This is a genomic window from Hansschlegelia sp. KR7-227 (genome assembly GCF_049446035.1).
Taxonomy (GTDB): Bacteria; Pseudomonadota; Alphaproteobacteria; order Rhizobiales; family Methylopilaceae; genus Methylopila.
In genome coordinates this window covers 423,399-444,051 of sequence record NZ_JBMSEA010000001.1, presented here as the reverse complement: position 1 = coordinate 444,051, position 20,653 = coordinate 423,399, and the positions used below count along the sequence as shown (strand labels likewise).

The following is a 20,653-nucleotide window of genomic DNA, read 5'->3' as shown; positions in this document are numbered from 1 at the left end:
CCGCGGCCCGTAAAATACACATATGTGTACTGTAATAATTTGCATTTTCCCCGACCGAGGCGTCTTTTAATCCGTCCGTCGATGCTTTAGAGGATCGCGCGACCGTTCGCCCGGCCGGAGGCCCGCCCTCCGCAGGGCCCGATTGACGCATGATCAGGACGCCATGACCGAGACCATCACGACCGACGTCGTTATCGTCGGGGCCGGCCCCGTCGGCCTCTTCGCCGTGTTCGAGCTCGGACTGCTCGACATCCGGGCGCATGTCGTCGACATCCTGGACAAGGTCGGCGGCCAGTGCGCCGAGCTCTACCCGGAAAAGCCGATCTACGACATTCCCGGCCTGCCGATCGTCACCGGCCAGGGTTTGACCGACAATCTCATGGAGCAGATCAAGCCGTTCCATCCGACCTTCCATCTCTCCGAGATGATCGCGAGTCTCGAGAAGACCGAGGACGGCCGCTTCCTGCTGACCACCGACGCCGGCACGCGCTTCGACGCGAAGGTGATCGTGATCGCGGCCGGCGGCGGCTCGTTCCAGCCGAAGAAGCCGCCGATCGAGGGCATCGACGCCTATGAGGCGAATTCGGTGTTCTACGCTGTCCGAAAGATGGACGTGTTCCGCGGCAAGAACGTGCTGATCGTGGGCGGCGGCGACAGCGCGCTCGACTGGACGCTCAACCTCGCTCCGGTCGCCAAGCGCGTCACGCTGATGCACCGCCGGGACGCGTTCCGCGCGGCGCCCGACAGCGTCAACAAGATGCGCGCGCTGGTGGAGGCCGGAACCGTCGATCTCGTGTTCGGCCAGGTCACCGGCCTCGTCGGCAAGGACGGCGTGCTGGAGGCAGTCGAGGCCAAGCTCAGCGACGGCAAGAGCCACACGATCGCAACCGACGCGATGCTCCCCTTCTTCGGCCTCACCATGAAGCTCGGACCGATCGCCGACTGGGGCCTCAATCTCGAAGAGAACCTCATTCCCGTCGACACCGAGAAGTTCGAGACGACGACGCCGGGCATCTTCGCGATCGGCGACATCAACGCCTATCCCGGAAAGCTGAAGCTGATCCTGTCGGGCTTCCATGAGGCCGCGCTGATGGCGCAGGCGGCCGCCCGCCACATCGATCCGTCGCGCCGCATCGTGTTCCAGTACACGACGTCGTCGACCAATCTGCAGAAGAAGCTCGGCGTCGCCTGACGGCGCGCCGGACGAGACTCGATCAGCGGGCGCCGGCCCGAAGGGCGGCCCTGCCGAGCCGGCAGCGCAGCCCGGCCGGCATGGCTTCGAGCGCCTCGCGCAGCGTCGGGCGCAGACGCGTCAGCCAGGCTTCGACATAGAGGCGTCCCGCGAGCGTCACGGGCGCCACGAAGTCGTGGACCGGCACGGTCCCGTTCGACCACTGTCTCTTATAGGCGTCGGCGGGCGCCAGCAGGTCGTATCTGTCGATCCCGTTGGCGCGGCACCAAGCCAGCGTCTCCTCCATCAGCGTCTTGCCGGGGCTGAAGGCCTCCAGCGGCTCCGCCACCGCGCCGAGATAAGCGTGATAGGCCCCGCCGTGGACGAGGCCCACTTCGTAGGCGGCCGGTTCGCCGCCCACCGTCAGGCGGAGCGCGACGACGGATCGGCCGTCGTCGGCGTCCGCGGCGAGGCGGGCGAAAACGTCCGCCGCGTTCGGATCGCCGATCACCGCGCTGACGAAGCCGCGCCGCGCCAGCCATTCGCCCTTGGCCGCGAACGCATCGCGGATCATTCCGATCGCTTCCGGCCCCCGCCGGGCGTCGAAGACGAGCGGCCCCTTTTCGGCGAGGCGTCGCCGCGAGCGCGCCCGTTCGCGGCGCTGTTTCGCGCCGCCGATCTCGAGCAGCAGCGCGTCGACCGAGGCCGCCGCCGTCAGATCCGCATAGGGCGCCTCGAGCGACCGGCCGACGACCTTCGCAAGGGACGACAAGGCGGGCAGGAGGGCGGCGTCGGCGCGCACGCGGCGAAGCTGAAGCGCGTCGATCCCGGCCTGAGCGACCAGTCCCTCGAGCGCGAGCCGCGCCGCGCGCGAGGGGGCGCCGCTCGCGAGAAGCGCGTCGCCATACTGGGCGAGCGGGTCCCCAAGGAAGCTCGCGACGCGCAGCCCGCCGCGCCGCGCGATCACGACCGGCAGGATGCACTCGGCGCGCCCGCCCCGCTCCACCACCGCGACGACGACCTCTTCGCCGCGCGCCTCGTGATACGCCGCGGCCGCGCGCGCGAAGCCGAAGCTTTGGAACGCCGAGACGCCGCGGGCGGAGCCGGCGATCTCGCGCCATGCGGGCTCCAGGGCCGCGATGGCAGCCGCGCCGCGCCTCACCTGCGCGAGGGTCTCGGCGCGTGCGGGCGCCTTCGACCGGCCGCTCTGGCGGACGCCCAGGAGCGAGAGCTCAGCCGACGCGAAGGCCAGCGCCGCATCGATCAAGGGAACGACCTCGCCGGCCGAAGAGAGCCCCATAAACATCGCGCCTCGGATCTCCGCCTCGTTTGCGAGGCGGAAACGCCTCACGCCGGCATTTTAACCCTGACGCGTTCGTCGTCGCCGCGTTTCTTAATTCTTCGTTAACGCGCCAGCGCCCGCATCGCCTGCTCCAGGCCTTCGAGGGTCAGCGGATACATCCGGTTCGCGACCAGCCGACGGACGATGGCGACCGACTCCGTCCAATTCCACTGACTCTCCGGCAGCGGATTGATCCAGGCGACCTTCGGAAAATGCTCGACGAGCCGTCGGATCCAGACCTGCCCGGGTTCGGCGTTCATATGTTCCACCGACCCGCCCACGCTCACGAGTTCGTAAGGGCTCATCGAGGCGTCGCCGACGATCACCAGCCGACAGTCGGCCGGAAAGCCTCGGAGCAGGTCGAAGGTCGGCGTCGCTTCGGTCCGCCTGCGCCGGTTCTCCCGCCAGACGGATTCGTAGACGCAGTTGTGGAAGTAGAAATGCTCGAGCCGTCGGAATTCCGTCCGCGCGGCCGAGAACAGCTCTTCGCAGACGCGGACGTGCCAATCCATCGAGCCGCCGACGTCGAGCAGCAGCACGACCTTGACGCCGTTGCGCCGTTCGGGGCGCATGCGCACGTCGAGCCAGCCCTGGCGCGCGGTCCCCTCGATGGTGCCGTCGAGGTCGAGTTCGTCCGGCGCGCCGGTGCGCGCGAACCGGCGAAGCCGCCGCAGCGCGACCTTGATCGCCCGCGTGCCGATCTCCGCGCCGTCGTCGAGGTCGCGGAATTCGCGCTTGTCCCAGACCTTCACGGCCTTGGAGTTGCGCCCCTCGTCCTGACCGATGCGGATACCCTCGGGATTGTAGCCATAGGCCCCGAAGGGCGACGTGCCGCCGGTCCCGATCCATTTCGAGCCGCCTTCGTGCCTGCCCTTCTGCTCGGCGAGGCGCTGACGCAGCGTCTCCATGAGCTTGTCGAGGCCGCCCATGGCCTCGATCGCCGCCCGCTCGTCCGGGGTGAGCAGCTTTTCGAGCCGCTTCGCCAGCCATTCCGCCGGGATCTCCGCATCCTCGAGCGCGTCGGCCAAGCTCTCGACGCCCTGGAAGACTTCGCCGAACACACGGTCGAACCGGTCGAAGAAGCGCTCGTCCTTGACGAGGCAGGCGCGCGCGAGAGCGTGCAGTCCCTCCAGCTGGCGGCCGGCGAGATCGGCGTCGAGCGCCTCCAGAAAGGCGAGATGCTCGCGCAGCGACACCGGCACGCCAGCTCCGCGCAGCGCTTCGAAGAACCTCAAAAACATGTCCAAGAGCCTCTCGGGACCGCGAACATGGTGAACAACCCGTTAACGACGTTTGCCAATGGCGGGATTCCGCGGTTCTCTATAGCCGCGTTCGCCGATAGCATCGCCGACGCGAGGAGTATGCCCCGTCGGGCGAAGCGGCGCACGCGGGGCCACCAATGGTTTGTCAGGCGGGATTGATACGTTTGTTCAAGTGTTAGCGACCGTTCCTTAACGGGCGAAGGGAACAAACGGACCCTCCAAAGCGACCGATGAGTATGGTGTACGGACGCGAGGCGACGACAATGGCGAATGCGAACCCGTCGAAGGACCCGGCTGAGGCGGCCCTGTCCGCGATCGAGGAGGCGCTGAATCTCGTCGCTCCCGACGCGCAGGCGAAAGTCGAGTCGCCGGCGAGGACCGAGCCCGATCTGACGGCGACCAAGCCCGCGGAAGCCGGTCCGGTCGCAGCGCCTGCGGCGCCCGAGCGACGTCCGGCGCCCGACCGTTCGGGCCGCAGGGCTCCCGCCAACGACGACGCCCGCTCCTTCGCTCACATCGTCTACGCCCTGCAGCGCAAGCCCTCGCGCGCGCCGTTCGTTCTCGCGGCTGTGGCGTCGCTCGTCTGGGCCGCTCTCGGCGCGCTCTACGCTTATGCGGTGATCGGCCTTGGCCGCACGGAGCTCGCCCTGAACGACCCGGGCGTGCAGGCGCAGCTCGCGATGGCCCTGCTCGGAACGCTCGCGCCCATCGTGTTCTTCTTCATGCTCGCGACGATGTCGTGGCGCAGCCAGGAGATGCGCCTCGTCGCCCGCTCGATGACGGAGGTCGCGCTGCGTCTCGCGGAGCCGGAGACGGGTTCGACCGAGGCCGTCACCTCGCTCGGTCAGGCGGTGCGCCGCGAGGTCGCGGCGATGGGCGACGGCATCGAGCGCGCGGTCAGCCGCGCCGGAGATCTCGAATCTCTCGTGCGCGGCGAGGTGTCCTCGCTCGAGCGCTCGTTCCATGACAACGAAATCCGCGTCCGCACGCTGATCTCCGAGATCCAGGCGCAGCGCGACGCCATCGACGGCAACGCCGAACGGCTGCGCGAGACCATCGCCGGCGCCCACGATCTGCTGGCCCGCGACCTGAACGCCGCCGCGGACGCCCTCACCGCCAATGTGACGGAGACCGGGTCTCGTCAGACCGAACTGCTCAGCGCCAAGAGCGAAGAGCTCGCCGCCGCGATCGCCAGGGCCGGGGAAGACATGCTCGCCGCGATCGGCGGCCGCGGCGCAGAGGTGATCGAGCGCCTGGCGTCGAGCGGCTCCGAGGTGTCGCGCGACATCGACGAGACCGGCCAGCGCCTCGTAGACGCCATCGCCGAACGCTCCGACGCCTCGCGCGTCGCGATGATCGAATCGAGCGAGGCGCTCATCCGCTCGCTCGAGGACCGCACCACGCTGCTCGCCGACCGTCTCGCCGCCACCGGCGCGGATTTCGACGACCGCATCACGCGCACCGCCGACGAGACGACGAGCGCGCTCGGGACCCGCGGCGACGCCGTGGTGTCGAGCCTGGAGCGCACCGGCGAGGCGCTCGCCAACCACCTTGCGGAGCGCTCGGAGGCGTTGATCGAGCAGCTCGATCGCACCGGGACCGGCGTGACGGAGGACTTCTCCAGCCGGGCCGCAAGCCTGATCGAGCGCCTCGACCGCACGGGCGCCGGCGTCGTCGAGGAGCTGTCCGAGCGCGCCGCGGCGCTCGCCGAGCAGCTCGACCTCACCGGCTCCTCCGTGACCGAGAGCTTCGCGACGCGCGCGGAGGAGATCACGACCGCCATCGGCGCCGCCGGCGCCTCGTTCCACGAGGGGCTCGACGACCGTTCGCGCGACATGCTCGACGCGCTTGCGTCCCGCTCGGTCGAACTCCAGGGCTCGTTGAGCGACGCCGGAACCGCGTTCCACGACGCCATGGATTCGCGCGCCCAGGCGCTGATCGAAACCATCGGCGAACGCGCGCAGGCCCTCGTCGCGGCGCTGGACGACCGTTCGCGCGAGCTGTCGGACACGCTCTCGGCCACGGCCGCCGCCATCACCGACGACTTCGGATCGCGCGGCGACGACGCCATGGAGCGCTTTGCGACCACCGCGACCCGGCTGAGCGACGACTTCGCCGCCCGCGGCGCCTTGTTCGCCGAAGGCCTCGACCGCACCGGCGCCGAGGTCTCGGACGCCTTCGCCGAACGCGCGGAGCTCGTCGTTCGGGCCCTGTCCGAACGCGCCGAAGAGGCGATGTCGGCGCTCCGGGACGTCGGCTCGGACGTCGAAAGCTCGCTCGCCGTGCGCACCGCCGACGCAGCCGAAGCCCTGCGCGTCGCAAGCGAGCGCATGGTCGAGGCGCTGGAGTCGCGCGGATCGGACATCACGACCCGGCTCGACGAGACCGGCGGCAAGCTCGCCGAGGAGATCGGCTCGCGCGGCGGCGATCTCGCCGATCGCCTCGCGGAGGCGAGCGCGCGGATGCACGACGCCATCGTCGTCCATGGCGGCGATCTCGAGCGGCGCTTCGGCGAGAACGGCGAACGCATCGCCGGCCTGCTGGAGGCCCAGGGCGAGGACGTCGCGAGCCGCATCATGTTCGCGAGCGACCGGGTGCATGACGCGATCGTCGGCCGCGGCTCGCAGATCGAAAGCGACTTCGACGAGGTCGGCGCACGCATCGTCGCCGCGATCGACGGACGGGCCCAGGAGGTCCGCGACACCATCGAGAACGCCGGCGTGACCATCGCCGACGTGCTTTCAGAGCGCAGCGCAATTCTCCTCACCAACCTCGGCGACACCGCCGAGCGGATGCACGACGTCGTCGTCAACCGCGGGGACGATCTCGACCGTCGACTGAAGGCGAGCAGCGAGCGGCTCGCAGAGACGATCGACGTCCGCGCGAAGGCGGCCGAGTCGGCCCTCGACAACGTCGCCGACAAGGTGGTCTCGGGCGTCGATCATCGCTTCAAGGCCTTCGAGGAGCGTCTGACCGCGACCGGCGAGGCGATCGGCGAGGTCATCGCCGACCGTGGCGGAGCGCTCTCCGAGACGCTGAGCGAAACCGCCGAGCGCATCCACGAAACCGTCGTCGTTCGCGGCGGCGACCTCGAGCAGCGGCTCGCCGCCTCCGGCGACCAGCTCAGCGCCAAGATCGACGCCCGCGCGCTCGCGGCGGAAGCGGCCTTCGACGCCGCGACCGGCCGGATCGGAACCGGCGTGGAGGAGCGTCTCAAGGCCTTCGAGGAGCGTCTTGCGACCACCGGCGCATCGGTCGCCGACATCATCGCCGACCGCGGCGGAGCGCTGGCGGAGACGCTCGGCGAAACCGCCGAGCGCATCCACGAGATCGTCGTCGTCCGCGGCGGCGACCTCGAGCAGCGCCTGACAGCCTCGGGCGACCAGCTGAGCGCCAAGATCGACGCGCGCGCCGTGGCGGCGGAGGCGGCCTTCGACGCCGCGACCGGCCGCATCAGCACCGGCGTCGAGGAGCGCCTCAAGGCGTTCGAGGAGCGGCTGTCGTCGACCGGCGCCTCCGTCGCCGACATCATCTCCGCCCGCGGCGGCGAGCTCACCCGCCACATCGGCGACACCGCCGAACGCATCCATGGCGCGATCGTCGTGCGCGGCGGCGAGCTCCAGCAGCGGATCGCCGCCGCCGAAGGACGGCTGATCGAGGCGCTCGGCGAGCGGGTCGTCGCCGCCGAATCCGCCTTCGAGCAGGCGAACGCGCGGGCGGGCGAAGGCTTCGACGACCGGATCAGGATGTTCGAAAGCCGCTTCGACAGCGCGGGCCAGAGCCTCGGCGATCGCCTCGCGGGCGAGATCGCGAATGCGGAGCGCATGCTCCAGGAAGCGGCGAGCCATGTCTCGACGCGCATTGAGGACGGCGCGGCGAACGCCCGCACCACCTTGGAAGGCTCGGTCGTCGGCGTCAGCGGCCTGATGGATACGCGCGTGGCGACGCTGCGCGACCAGCTCGACCGCATCGTCGTCGAGATCGGGGCCATGGTGGCCCAGCGCGGCGAAAAGGTTGGCGAAGCTTTCGCGGTCGCCGCCCAGCAGCTCGGAGACGCGATCTCCGCGCGCGGCGGCGCCGTGACCGAGGAGCTCGCCAGCCACCTCGCGCGTCTCGATCAGACCTTCGGCTCGCACGGGCCGGCGCTCGTCGACCGTCTCGCGGGGGAAAGCGGACGGTTCGCGGAGATTCTCACCGACAGCGTCGCCGCCGCCGAGAACCGGCTCAGAGGCGAAGGCGGCCGGCTGTCCGCGGCGATCGCGGATCGCCTGGGCGCCTTCGACGGCCGGATCGCCGAGCTTGACGGCGCGTTCGTCGATCGCCTCGACAATTTCGATCGCCGGATCGCCGCCTTCGACGCCGCCTCGCGGACCCATATCGAAGGACTGGACCAGCGCGTCGCGACCGTCGGCGAGGAGCTCGGCTCGCGCCTCGGTCAGTTCGGCGAGAAGGTCGCCTCGCTCGACGGCCAGATCGTCCGGCTCGACGACGCCCTCGCCGGCCGGGTCGCCGCGATCGACGAGAAGGTCGCGGCGATCGACGCCACGGTCGGCTCCCAGCTCGGCCGCATCGACGTCAAGATCGCGACCCTCGACCGGATCATCGGCGAGCGGCTCGGGGCCTTTGACGGCCGTGTGTCGGCCTTCGACGAGACGCTCGGCAGCCGGATCGAGGCGTTCTCCGAACGTGTCGGCGCTCTCGACGGCTCGCTCGACGAACGCCTTTCGGCGATCGGCGATCGGGCCGGCGCGCTCAGCGCCGCCGTGGCGGCGAGCCTCGACGGCTTCGAAGAGCGCGCACAGGGCCTGACCGGATCGCTGTCGCGCCATGTCGACGGCTTCGACTCCAAGGCCGGCGCGCTGGAGCGCTCGCTGTCGGAGCGCGCCGACGCCTTCGCGGCGCGCGCCGCCGATCTCGACGCGTTGCTCGCGAGCCGCTTCGGCGCCTTCGACGACCAGGTTTCTTCGCGCATGGGCGATCTCGCGCTGTCGCTCGAGAGCCGCATCACCCGGATCGACGACGGCCTGAGCTCGCGCACCCGCGCTCTCAACGACACGCTGGCCCAGCGCACGCTGGAGCTCGCCCGGACGCTGGGCGAAGGCTCCACCGCCGTCACCGCGGCGCTTGCCCAGCGCGCGGCGGAGTTCGCGGCGACCCTCGCCGCCAGGACCGACGATCTCGTGGCCTCCTTCGACGGCAAGGCGGAAGCGGTGAACCGCGCGCTCGGCGCCCGGGCGATCGAGGTGGGCGACACGCTCGACACCCGCATCGCGCGCTTCGAGATGACCATCCTCGGCCGACTGGATTCGGTCGCGACCTCCCTCGACCAGCAGGGCGACGGCATCGCCGACCGCCTGAGCGGCCGGGTCGAGACCGTCGCTCAGGCGCTGACCCAGGTGTCCGCCAAGGTCGAAACCGAGCTCGCCCGTTTCGCGACCGAAATCGCGGATCAGCTGACCTCCCGCATCTCAGAGCTGTCGGGCGCGATCGAGCGCGACGGATCGGGCCTGATCGAGCGGCTCGCCAGTCAGGGCGGCGCCGTTTCGCGCGAGCTGTCCTCGGTCGGGGAGACCGTGGTCGGGCAGTTCGACGCCCGCGCCGCGGCGTTGGCCGAAAGCCTCGGCGCCCGCGGAGAGTCTCTGCGCCAGACCCTCGACTCGCTGAACGGCGAGCTCGTCTCGACCTTCGAGACCCGCGGCGCGACGGCGATCGCGAGCCTCAACCAGGTCGCCGACCGCCTCCGCCTGACCTCCCAGCGGCTTGGCGAGACCATGGGCTCGGAGACGGCGAAGGCCGTCGAACAGCTCGACGGATCGAGCGCCAAGCTGCAGGAGGCGGTCACCGAGGCGACCTCCACCCTCGCCCGCACCATCTCGCGCGAGAGCAAGCGCGCGGTCGGCGAACTCACCGAGACGCAGACGGCGCTGACGGCCGAACTCGCCGACACGCTGACCAAACTCGGCGACGCCAACTCGGCGCTGCAGACGCTGATCGACGGCGCGAGCCGGAAGCTCGGCGCGGTCGAAAGCGATCTGTCGAGCCGCGTCACGGCCTTCGAAGAGATCATGGCCGACATCGCGGAGACGACGACACGGACCGGCGAGCGCGTCGGCGGCCAGGTCGCCTCGCTGCGCGACGTCTCGACCTCCGTGCTGGAACGGGTCAGCGATCTCGCGCGTCAGCTCGAGCAGCAGACCCAGGCCATCGCCCAGGTGACCGACACGCTGGACGGCGCGCAAGGCCGCCTCGCCGGCGAGCTTGAGGAGCGCCGCAACGCGCTCGACACCCTCGCGACCGGGCTGACCGCGAAGGCCCAGGAGCTCGGCGGCGTGCTCGAGGCGTTCTCGACCTCGATCGACGGCGCGCTCACCCGATCCGAACAGCGCGCCAAGGCGGTCGCCGAGGGCCTCGCGGCCCAGGTCGGCGCCACCACCCAGTCGATCGCGAGCGAGTTCGAAAAGGTGCGCGAATCCGGAGAGTCCGAGCGCAAGAAGACGACTTCGGCGCTCAAGGCCGCGAATGACGAGGCCGCGCGCGAGATCGGCCGCATGCTCAGCGAGGCCAGCGGCAAGTTCGGCGAGGTGGCCCGCGACATGCGCGGCATGACGGCCGCCATCCAGTCCGAGCTCGACGAAACCCGCGAACAGCTGCGCCGCGGCGTGCTCGAGATGCCGAAGGAGGCGGAGGAGAACGCCGCCGAGCTGCGCCGGGTCGTCGCCGATCAGATCAAGGCGCTGAACGCGCTCGGCGAGATCGCCGCCCGCCACGGCGCGGCCTACGACGTCGCGGAAGCGCGGCCGGTCCGCGCCGCGGCGGGAGGTTCGACCCCGCAAGCGGCGCCTGCGCCGGTCGCGAAGGCGGCGCCGCCCGCCCCGGCGGCTCCGGCGGCCGCCGCTCCTGCTCCTGCTCAGACGCCTCCGCCCCCAGCCGCGAAGGCTCCGGCGGCCAAGGCCCAGCCCCCGGTCCGGGCCGCGCAGGGCCCGCGCGCCGTAATGCCGAAGGCGGACGACACCGCGAGCTGGATCTCCGGCGTGCTCGCTCGCGCGTCGCAGGACGACGGGCCGATCCCGTCTCCGGCGAAGCCCGCCGCCGTTCCTGCAGCGCCCCGGCCGCCGGCCCAGGCGATCGAATCGCTCGACAGTCTCTCGATCGACATCGCCCGGATGATCGACCATCAGGCCGTCACCGAGCTCTGGGACCGCTATCGCCGCGGGGAGCGCAACGTCTTCACCCGCCGGCTCTACACCATGCCGGGCCAGCAGACCTTCGAGGAGATCAAGCGGAAATACGCGGCCGAGCCGGAGTTCCGCGCGACCGTGGACCGCTATGTCGCGGAGTTCGAGCGGCTTCTCGACGAGGTCGCGCCAGGCGGCCGGCAGGACGCGCTGGCGGAAAGCTACCTGACCTCGGAGACCGGCAAGGTCTACACGATGCTCGCCCACGCCGCCGGCAAGTTCGAGGCGCGGTAAGGCTGCAGACGCCGCCGCACGGCCCGCGCGGGCTCTTCCGCGCGGGACAGTCCAAGCTAGGCTGAGGCGGCCGGCCGAGCGGGGCCGGCGCCGGCCGTCAGAAATAGGCGATGAGACGCCCGAGCGCCGCGACTGTCATCCAGAGCGCGATCGAGGCTGCGGCCTGCGCTTTGGCGACCGCCGGACCGTCAACGTCCCAGGTCGCGTAGCGACTCCGCCAGAGCACGCGGAACAGCAGGGCGTTTGCGACGCCGACCGCGACCAGCGCGAGCTTTGCGATGACAACCGTGCTGACGGCGAGCGAGCGGGCGTCGGCGGCGAACATCAGCGGGCCGCTCACCGCCATCAGCGCAAAGCCGATCAGAGCCGGCGGCGTCAGCAGGCGGGCCGCGGCTTCGACGGTCACCTGCCCTCGCCCGAGACCGATCAGCCTGAGGTCGAGCAGGGCGATAGATCCGACGAGCAGGACGAGCCCGAGCAAATGTCCAAGGTTCGCGACGGGATAGGCGAACATGGACTGTCGCATGAACAGACCGAAGCCCGAGGCTTCGAGCGCCTCGGCCCAGGCGGGGGCTGCTGCGGCATGCTCCATGACGGCGTGAAACGTCAGCGGAGCTCGACGGTCTTGCCGCCGGCGATGACGCGTTCGGCGCGCATCTCGGTCGCGACGCGGGTGCTGGGATAGCCGATGACGGTCACGGTCTGGCCGACGGCGATGTCCTCCTCCTTGAGGCCCCGCGCGCTCATGCGCGACGGCGGCGCGAGCACCGCCTCCCAGCGCTTGCCGTCATGCTCGAGGAACACCGCGCCGTGCGGATTGCCGTAGGAGGATTCGAGGACGGCGCCCTTGAGCGTCAGCGTCCTGGTGGAATCGTAGCCCGACCATCCGTGATGGGCGAGCGCGGGCGTCGCGATCAGAGCGCCGACCGCGGCGGCGCGAAGGATGAGGGTCATGGGCTTTGCGCCTCCGTTGTCGACACGGAGAGTGGCGTGCGGCAGCGCGGAGGCAACGGCGGACGGGATGACGCCTCCGTGAGCGTTTGGCGAAGCCGTCCGCAGGAGAGACGTTACGACCGCTTCCCGGCCCACACCGCGAGCGCGGTGAGCGTCTCGCCGAGCGCTCCGTTCAGCGCGAGGCTTGCGGCGGAGCCGTTGAGAGCGCCGCCGACCGGGCGCCGAGCCGTGAAGACTTCGCCGGCGACGATCTTGCCGGTCTTGTCGTTGACGATCTTGGCGGTGAACTCGACGGTCGCCTGACCGGTCGCAGCGTCGATTTCGAAGGCGCGCAATTCGCTGATGAGCTGGTAGTCCACGCTCAGGCGGTCGCCGGGCCGTCCGACGCTGCGCAGGCGATTTGCGTTCTCGAAGGTCTCGATCATCCGGGCCTGCACGAGCTTCGGCAGCCGGTCCGACCATTGCGCGTCGGGCAGGTAGGTCACCTCCCCTGCGCTCGGCTTCACGACGATGCGCTGGCCGTCGATGACGGCGACCGCGACCGGCTCGGCGACGATGAGGTTGCCGCGCCCGCCGCTGGATTTCGGCAGGTTGGACGGCGCCGTCAGATCGTAGGTCGCGGGCGGCTTGCCGCCGCCGAGCAGGCTGGCGCAGCCTCCGAGCGCGACGATCGCTGCGGCCAGACCGGCGAACGCGAAGCCGCGCGCGAGCATGCGGGGCCGATTCTGAAGCGCGGCGGCGGTGTCGATCATCGGCCTCGGTACTCCGGGACGCCGCCGTTCCCGCCGAACAGGAACTGGCGCGGATTGCGCTTGAGGTCGTTGATGACGCCGTCGAGATTGTTCAGCGTGCGCCGGCTGTCGGAAACGAAGCCCTGCAGGTCGCGCGAGCCGGAGCTCGACAGCCGGCTCACCCCGGCCGCGATCTCGGCGGTGCGGCCGTCGAGCTTGATCGCAAGCTCCCGGATCGCCTGGCTCGTCTTCTGGAAGTCCGCGATCGCGCCTTGCGCCTCACCGCTCCCGACCAGCTTGCGCGCGTCGTCGAGCAGGCCGTCGAGCTTGTCGGCGGTGCCGGTCAGCCGACCCGAGACGTCGCGCGCGTCGGCGACGATCTGGTCGACATTCGCCGCGTTACGGCCGAGCGCCTCGGCGAAGCGGCTCACATTGTCGACGGTCGCGCGCACCTTCTCGCCGTCGATCGCCGAGATCGCGCGATCAAGGCTCGCGACCGTGCGGTTGATGGTCGGCCCGTCGATCGAGGTCATCAGCCCGCTGAAGCCGTCGACGGCGCGGTTGATCTTGTCGGGATCGACCGCGGCGATCACGCGGTCGGCGTTGCGCGTGGCCTTGTCGATCGAGTCGAGCGTGCTCGACACCTTCGCCGGATCGATCGACTGCAGGACTTCGGTGAAGCGCTGGACCGAGGCGTTGACCTTCGCCGGATCGACGGCGGCCACGACCTCCTGCACGTTGCGCAGCAGGTCGTCGACCCGGACGCCCGAGCCGCGCAACTGCTCCGCGAGGCCCGCGACCTGCTCGATCGCCTTTTCGACCTGCGGGCCGGCGTTCTTCAGCGATTCCGAGAAGGCGACGGCGTTCGTCATGGTCTTGTCGACCTTGTTGACGTCGACGGCGCGGACGAGATTCTGCACGTCGGTCACAAGCGGCACCAAATTGTCGGCGAGCACGCCGATCTGACGCGCGGCGACGCCGGTGCTCTGCAGGAAGGTCTTGAGGTCGTCGGAATTCGCCGACAGCGCCGCGGTGAACTGCTCGACATTCTGGAGGGATCGCTCGATCGAGCCGCGCGAATTGCCGACAAGCCCCTGAATGTCGCCGAAGGTGGTCTGCGCCTGCTGCAGCACGGTGCGCGCGCCCTCCAGGATGTCCTGGAAAGCCGAGGATTCGGCGACCAGCACGGGGGCGTTGTTCGGGTCGCCCTGCTCGGTCGTCACCAGCGGAAAGCTCTGCGCGGTCTGGGAGCCGCCGGTAAGCTGGATGACCGCCCCGCCCGTGAGGCCGGTCATCTCGAGCCGCGCGCGGGTGTCGGTGCGGATCGGGGTGTTCTTGAACACCTCGATGCGGGCGACGACGCGGGCCGGATCCTGCGGGTCGAAGTTGAGATTGGTGACGTCGCCGACCCGGATGCCGTTGAACAGCACCCCGGAGCCCGGCGTGAGACCGGAGACCGCGCCCTGGAACTGCACCCGGTAGATCGCGCGCTCGCGGTTCTTCCCCTCGCCCGCGAACCACCAGACGAAGGCGAAGGCCGCCGCGAGCACGAGCAGCGTGAAGGCGCCCACCAGGGCGTGATTGGCGCGGGTCTCCATGAGCCTATTCGTCCCCGCCAGAAATCATGCCGCAGCCGCTCCGGCGCCGGCCGCGCGCGCCCGCTCCCCGCGGAAGTACTCCTTCATCCAGGGGTCGTCGTTCTTGACCATCTCTGACATCGGACCGATCGCCAGCACCTTGCCGCCTTTGAGCGCCGCGATTCGATCGCAGGCCGTCGTCAGGCTGTCGAGATCGTGCGTCACCATATACACGGTCAGGCCGAGCGCATCCTTCAAAGTCATGATCAGCCTGTCGAACGCGTTCGCGCCGATCGGATCGAGTCCGGCGGTGGGCTCGTCGAGGAACACGATGTCCGGGTCGAGCGCAAGCGCGCGCGCCAGCGCCGCGCGCTTGATCATGCCGCCGGACAGCTCGGAGGGGAGCAGGTCGGCCGACTCGGGCTTTAGCCCGACCAGATCGATCTTCAGGCGCGCGATCTCGTCGCGCAGCTTCGGTCCGAGCTTGGTGTGTTCGCGCAGGGGCATCTCGATGTTCTGCTTCACGGTCAGCGAGGAGAACAGCGCGCCCTGCTGGAACAGCACGCCCCAGCGCCGTTCGATGGCGAGCCGTTCCGCGTCGCCCAGCTGATCCATGTTCCGCCCGAAGACCTCGACGACGCCGGCGCGTTTGGGCGTGAGGCCGATGATCGCGCGCAGCGACACCGACTTGCCCGTGCCGGAGGGGCCCACGACGCCGAGAATCTCGCCCCGCCGGACGTCCAGGTCCATGCCGTCGATCACGTTGCGTTCGCCGAACCCTACGACGAGCCCGCGCACCCGGATCACGAGGTCGTCGGCGCCGCCGTACTGCGGGACGTCCGGCGCGCCGTCTTCGGGCGGGCCCATCGTCAGATCCCCATGGCCGCGAACATCATCGCGAAGACGCCGTCGAGCACGATCACCACGAAGATGGACTTCACGACGGACGCCGTCGTGCGCGATCCGAGCGATTCCGCGGAGCCTTGGACCTTCGCGCCCTCGGTGCAGGCGATCAGCCCGATCACCATCGCCATGAACGGCGCCTTGATGATGCCGACGAAGAACGTCTGCAGCGAGAGCACGTCACGGAGGCGCTGAAGAAAGGTCTGCGGCGCGATGTCGGCGTAGACCCAGGCGACGAGGCCGCCGCCGGTGAGCGCCGCCATGGAGGCGATGAAGGACAGCATCGGCAGCGCGATCACGAGCGCCACGATGCGCGGCATCGCGAGGATCTCGATCGGATCGAGACCCATGGTCTTCAGGGCGTCGATCTCCTCGCGCATCTTCATGGAGCCGATCTCGGCCGTGAAGGCCGAGCCCGACCGGCCGGCGATCATGATCGAGGTCAGCAGCACGCCAAGTTCGCGGAGCACGAGGATGCCGAGCAGGTCGACCACGAACAGCGTCGCGCCGAAGTTCCGGAGCTGGAAGATCGACTGCTGGGCGACGATCGCGCCGACCAGGAACGAGATCAGGGCGATGATCGGCACCGCGCGCAGGCCGACGCGATCGAGATGGCTGACGGTGGCGGTGAAGCGAAATCTCCAGGGGGCCAGAATCAGGCGGCCCGAGGCGGCCACGACCGCGCCAAGGAATGCGGCGCCCCGCGTGATGTCGGCGCCCATCTCGACGACGCCGGCGCCGAGGTCGGCGAGCGCCGTGATCGGGCCGGATTCGGCCTTGGACGGCGGCGGGGGCTCCCGTCCGCGCCCGCGAAGGGCGTCCATGAGCCGCTGGTGCTGAGGCTTGATGCCGTGACGCTCCGCCGCGGCGCCTGTGGATTCGGCGGCCGCGCAGAGTCGCTCCACGAGAAGCGCGCCGACGGTGTCGAGCCGGTCGATCTCGGAGAGGTCGACGACCACGCGCTTTCCCGAAGCCCGCGAGAAATCGAGCGATTCGATCCGGCGCTGCAGAGTGTCGCCGGTGTCGGCCGTCCAGGGCCCGAGCGGGGTCAGCACGAGGCCCTCGTCGAAGGTCTCGACCTTTAGGTCGGCGACGTCGTCTTCAACCCGCAACCGCTGAACGCCCGTGACTCCGGTCTGGCAAGCGCCTTGCTCCCGACCGTCCGACGCTACTATTCATCCCTGTCGCGGCCTGTCGAGCCGAGGGCGACCCGGGAGAGGCCGTTGGAGATCACGAAGCCCTACCTGTTGTTTCTGGGCGACGCCCCTGACCAGCTCGCCGCCAAGACCGCGGCGGGCGTGGTGGACTGGCGGCCCGACTGGTGCGTCGGCCAGATGCGGCTGCCGGGCTGCGGGGCCGATGTCGGGCTGGACGAGCTCGATATTTCAGCCGCCGCGGCGCGCGGAGCCAAGACGTTGGTGATCGGCGTCGTCAATGCGGGCGGCGTTTTGCCCGACCGCTGGATCGACGCCATCGTCGCGGCCATCGACGCCGGCATGGACGTCGCGAGCGGCCTGCACATGCCGCTCGCCGCCGTTCCACGCATCGCGGAGGCCGCCCGGCGCACGGGACGCCAGCTGCACGACGTTCGCCTGTCGCGGGAGCGCTTCAAGACCGGCACGGGCGAGAAGCGTCCGGGCAAGCGGGTGCTCACCGTCGGAACGGATTGTTCGGTCGGCAAGAAATACGCCGCGCTCGCGCTCGAGGCGGAGATGCGGTCCCGCGGGCTCGACGCGGAGTTCCGGGCGACCGGCCAGACCGGCGTGCTGATCGCGGGACGCGGGGTCGCGATCGACGCCGTCGTCGCCGACTTCATCTCGGGCGCCGCGGAATGGATCACGCCGGCCGCCGATCCCGACCACTGGGACGTCGTCGAGGGTCAGGGCTCGCTGTTCCACCCGTCCTTCGCCGGCGTCACGCTCGGGCTTTTGCACGGAGCCCAGCCGGACGCGTTCGTCGTCTGTCATGAGCCGACGCGCAAGACGATGCGCAACGTCAAACACCCGATCCCCCCCATCGGGGCGGTGATCGAGGCGACGGTCGCGGCCGGCCGGCTGACCAATCCGGAGATCCGCTGCGTCGGGATCGCGATCAACACCGCGGCCTTGAGCGAAGGCGAGGCGCAGGCGGCCCTCGACGCGGCCTCCACGGCCCACGGCGTGCCGGCGAGCGATCCGATCCGGTTCGGAATGGCCACGATCGTCGACCGCCTGCTCGAAGAGGTTCCGTGATGCGGGCGCCCACTGCGTCGCCCTGCCCGGCGCGCGGGGGCGGATAGATGCCGCCCGTCCTCACGTCGCGAATCGAGCGCTGGCCGATCGCCGGCGCCTTCACGATCGCCCGCGGATCGGTGACCGAGGTGGTCACCGTCGTCGCCGAGATCGTCGACGGGACGCATCGCGGGCGGGGCGAATGCCGCCCCTACCCCCGCTACGGCGAAACGCCCGAGGGCGTGAAATCGGAGATCGACGCGCTCGCCGAGGCGATCGGCGGCGGGCTCGATCGCGCCGCTCTTCAACGGCGTCTGCCCGCCGGCGCGGCTCGCAACGCGCTCGACTGCGCGTTGTGGGACCTCGAGGCCAAGCGCGCCGGCGTCTCCGTGGCGACGCTCGCCGGATTGCCCGAGCCGGAGCCGCTGATCACGGCCTACACGCTGAGCCTGGGCTCGCCCGGCGACATGCGCGAGGCCGCGCGATCCGCCGCTTCCCGCCCCCTGCTCAAGGTCAAGCTCGGCGGCTCGGAGGGGCTTGATCCGGAGCGGCTGGCGGCCGTCCGCGAGGGCGCGCCGGACGCCGAACTCATCGTGGACGCCAACGAAGGCTGGACCGGCGCGGCGCTCGCGCGCAACCTCCGGGCCTGCGCCGCGGCGCGCGTCACGCTCGTCGAGCAGCCGCTGCCGGCCGACGACGACGCGGCGCTGGCCGATGCCGAGCGGCCGATCCCCGTCTGCGCGGACGAGAGCGCGCATGACCGGGCGGGCCTCGCCGGCCTGATCGGCCGCTACGACGCGATCAACATCAAGCTCGACAAGACCGGCGGCCTGACCGAAGCGCTGGCGCTGGCCGACGCGGCCCGCGCGGCCGGGCTCACCGTCATGGTCGGCTGCATGCTGGCCTCGTCGCTCGCGATGGCGCCGGCCGTGCTGCTGGCCCAGGGCGCCGCTGTGGTCGATCTCGACGGCCCGCTGCTGCTCGCGCGCGACCGCGAGCACGGGCTCCGCTACGACGGGAGCCGGATGTATCCGCCGACTCCCGCCCTCTGGGGTTGAGCCTACGTATTTTTCCTCTTTTCGCAGCTGCGAAGATGGACATAGACTAAGTCGAAGGGCGCGATGGGAGCCGGCGGCGGCGCCCCGCGCCCGGAGCTTGCGTCGCATGGCAGCAGCGTCCGGCCCTCGCACCAACGACGATTACGACGCCCTGGCGGCGGCGGTGATGGAGACGGAGCGCGGTCGCTGGTTCCTGGCGGAGTTCGCGCGCCGCAACCGCGCGGCCGACACGGCCGCCGTTCTCGACGCGATGGCGGGTCTTGAGATGCGGCTGGCGGCGGAGCGCCTCGAGCGCGCCGCTCTCCCGTCTCACGACGTCGGACGCATGGCGGTCGCGATCAGCAAGATCGCCGTGCGAGCCGCGTTTCTGAGGGCGGACCTCGAAGGCCCGGCGCCGAGCGAGCGCCGCGTCGCCCGAGCCCTTCGCCACCTCGCGCTGCTTGATCGCCTCATCACGGGCGCGGCGTCCGCCGCCGCGGGCGCCCTGAAGACCCAGTCGCGGCTGGCGGCGGGCCCGCCGGGCGTCGCATCGACCCCGGCGCCGGACATCCCGCGCTTCGTGCACGCCGCAGAAAGCGCGCTTCCCCTGCCCGACCTCTCCATGGCGACCGTGTCGGCGGACCCCGAGCTGGAAGCGGCGCTGGCGGCCGTACTGGCGACGACCGGGGCCGCTAGCCCCGGGGACGCCGCTGAACAACCCCTCGACGACGCCGCCGAGATCGGCCATGCGGACGCGCCGGCCCCTGAGGCGCCGCGCGAGCCTGAGCCTCCGTCGCTCCCTGCCGAACCATCCGAAGGACTGGCCGCCCTCCTCGTCGCGGACGACCCCGCCCCGTCGCGCTCTCCGGAGCGTCGGAGGCTGCCCCTCGCCTGGACGCCGTCCTTCCTGGAGGGGCCGCCGGACGACGACCGGTCTCCTCAGCCGGCCTGATCCAGCCTTCTATGTCGCCCGCTTCGGCGGCGTCCGCGCCAGCACCGAGCGGACATTTTCGACGAACATCCGCGCCGCTTCTCCCCAACCATGCGACAGCGCCACCGAGCGCGCGCGGTCCTTCGGGATCGCGAGCGCGGCGAGCGACGCCGCCCGCAGGTCCTGATCGAGAGCGCCGGCTCCGGTTCCCTCCAGGATGTCGCGGGGCCCTGTCACGGGGAACGCCGCCACAGGCAGGCCGCTCGCCAGAGCCTCCAGGATGACGATCCCGAACGTGTCCGTGAGGCTGGGAAACACGAACACGTCGGCTGACGCGTAGGCGCGGGCGAGCCGCTCGCCTTCGAGCGTGCCGGCGAAATGCGCGTCCGGGAAGGCCGCCGCCAGTTCCGCGCGCGCCGGCCCATCGCCGACGACCACCTTTGAACCCGGCAGATCGAGCTTGAGAAAGGCCTCGAGGTTCTTCTCGGCCGCGATTCTGCCGACCGAGAGGAAGATCGGCCGGGGGAGGCCGAACTCGTCGGCGCCGGCGATCGGGCGGAAACGCTCGGAATCGACGCCGCGGGTCCAGGGCATCAGGCGCAGGAAGCCGCGCGCCTCGAGGTCGCGCCTCAGGCTCTCGGTCGCGACCATGGTTCCGGCGCCCGCATTGTGAAAGCGGCGCAGCCAGGCGTAGGTCCAGCGTTCCGGGACGGGAAAGCGGCGCCGCAGATATTCGGGAAAGCGCGTGTGGTAGCTCGTCGTGAAGCCGAGCCCCGCGCGCAGGCAGGCTCGCCGCGCGGCGAGGCCGAGCGGCCCTTCGGTCGCGACGTGCACGTGGTCGGCCTCCGCCGCCGCGATCATCCCGGCCACCACCGAGGTGCGGGCGAGCGCCAAGCGGATCTCGGAATAGGTCGGCATCGGCAGCGTCCGGAAGCGATCCGGAGTGAGGAGAACGATCTCGGCGCCGAAGGCCGGCGCCTCCTCCGCCAGGTGTTCGATGGTGCGCACGACGCCGTTGACCTGGGGCCGCCAGGCGTCCGTCACCACCAGAACGCGCATCGCCCGA

General features: G+C 70.6%; 14 protein-coding genes. 5 read left to right on the top strand and 9 right to left on the bottom strand.

Annotation, left to right across the window (positions count from 1 at the left end; genetic code table 11):
• Positions 1-163 precede the first annotated feature (163 nt).
• Positions 164-1,192 carry an NAD(P)/FAD-dependent oxidoreductase gene (locus ACO2RJ_RS01985; protein WP_423266338.1) on the top strand — a complete coding sequence of 343 codons (1,029 nt, stop codon included), beginning with the start codon at positions 164-166 and terminating at the stop codon, positions 1,190-1,192.
• Positions 1,193-1,214: 22 nt separating this feature from the next.
• On the opposite strand, the gene ACO2RJ_RS01980 is transcribed toward ACO2RJ_RS01985, so the two are convergent.
• The gene (locus ACO2RJ_RS01980; protein ID WP_423266337.1) at positions 1,215-2,471 is read right to left on the bottom strand and encodes a GNAT family N-acetyltransferase; all 1,257 of its coding nucleotides are present in this window, start codon (positions 2,469-2,471) and stop codon (positions 1,215-1,217) included.
• A 104-nt stretch (positions 2,472-2,575) separates the two neighbouring features.
• Positions 2,576-3,754: a vWA domain-containing protein gene (locus tag ACO2RJ_RS01975; protein WP_423266336.1), complete on the bottom strand. Its 1,179-nt coding sequence runs from the start codon at positions 3,752-3,754 to the stop codon at positions 2,576-2,578.
• 284 nt (positions 3,755-4,038) lie between these two features.
• Between ACO2RJ_RS01975 and ACO2RJ_RS01970 the strand changes: the two genes are divergently transcribed.
• Positions 4,039-11,244, top strand: coding sequence for a hypothetical protein (locus ACO2RJ_RS01970; protein ID WP_423266335.1), 7,206 nt, complete (start codon positions 4,039-4,041; stop codon positions 11,242-11,244).
• A gap of 97 nt (positions 11,245-11,341) precedes the next feature.
• Here ACO2RJ_RS01970 and ACO2RJ_RS01965 read toward each other — a convergent pair whose 3' ends face one another.
• From ACO2RJ_RS01965 to ACO2RJ_RS01940, 6 genes are all read right to left on the bottom strand, one after another.
• Positions 11,342-11,836 carry a DUF6644 family protein gene (locus ACO2RJ_RS01965; protein ID WP_423266334.1) on the bottom strand — a complete coding sequence of 165 codons (495 nt, stop codon included), beginning with the start codon at positions 11,834-11,836 and terminating at the stop codon, positions 11,342-11,344.
• Positions 11,837-11,850: 14 nt separating this feature from the next.
• Entirely contained in the window at positions 11,851-12,198 is a 348-nt protein-coding gene (locus ACO2RJ_RS01960) for a DUF6152 family protein (RefSeq protein ID WP_423266333.1), read from the bottom strand.
• Positions 12,199-12,311: 113 nt separating this feature from the next.
• A complete protein-coding gene (locus ACO2RJ_RS01955) occupies positions 12,312-12,950 on the bottom strand; it encodes an ABC-type transport auxiliary lipoprotein family protein (protein ID WP_423266332.1) in 639 nt (212 codons plus the stop codon).
• Positions 12,947-14,527 (bottom strand): MlaD family protein, encoded by a 1,581-nt coding sequence (locus tag ACO2RJ_RS01950; protein WP_423266331.1) that lies wholly within the window; start codon positions 14,525-14,527, stop codon positions 12,947-12,949. Before ACO2RJ_RS01950 ends, ACO2RJ_RS01955 begins: the two co-directional genes overlap by 4 nt.
• Before the next feature lie 24 nt (positions 14,528-14,551).
• On the bottom strand, positions 14,552-15,373 hold the full coding sequence (locus ACO2RJ_RS01945) for an ABC transporter ATP-binding protein (protein WP_423266330.1): 822 nt from the start codon (positions 15,371-15,373) through the stop codon (positions 14,552-14,554).
• A gap of 2 nt (positions 15,374-15,375) precedes the next feature.
• Positions 15,376-16,521: an ABC transporter permease gene (locus tag ACO2RJ_RS01940; protein ID WP_423266329.1), complete on the bottom strand. Its 1,146-nt coding sequence runs from the start codon at positions 16,519-16,521 to the stop codon at positions 15,376-15,378.
• A gap of 111 nt (positions 16,522-16,632) precedes the next feature.
• Between ACO2RJ_RS01940 and dgcN the strand changes: the two genes are divergently transcribed.
• From dgcN to ACO2RJ_RS01925, 3 genes are all read left to right on the top strand, one after another.
• A complete protein-coding gene (dgcN, locus tag ACO2RJ_RS01935) occupies positions 16,633-17,640 on the top strand; it encodes an N-acetyltransferase DgcN (RefSeq protein WP_423266328.1) in 1,008 nt (335 codons plus the stop codon).
• A gap of 47 nt (positions 17,641-17,687) precedes the next feature.
• Positions 17,688-18,677: an N-acetyl-D-Glu racemase DgcA gene (gene dgcA / locus ACO2RJ_RS01930; RefSeq protein ID WP_423266327.1), complete on the top strand. Its 990-nt coding sequence runs from the start codon at positions 17,688-17,690 to the stop codon at positions 18,675-18,677.
• A 106-nt stretch (positions 18,678-18,783) separates the two neighbouring features.
• The gene (locus ACO2RJ_RS01925; RefSeq protein WP_423266326.1) at positions 18,784-19,608 is read left to right on the top strand and encodes a hypothetical protein; all 825 of its coding nucleotides are present in this window, start codon (positions 18,784-18,786) and stop codon (positions 19,606-19,608) included.
• A gap of 9 nt (positions 19,609-19,617) precedes the next feature.
• On the opposite strand, the gene ACO2RJ_RS01920 is transcribed toward ACO2RJ_RS01925, so the two are convergent.
• Positions 19,618-20,646 carry a glycosyltransferase family 4 protein gene (locus ACO2RJ_RS01920; protein WP_423266325.1) on the bottom strand — a complete coding sequence of 343 codons (1,029 nt, stop codon included), beginning with the start codon at positions 20,644-20,646 and terminating at the stop codon, positions 19,618-19,620.
• Positions 20,647-20,653 lie beyond the last annotated feature (7 nt).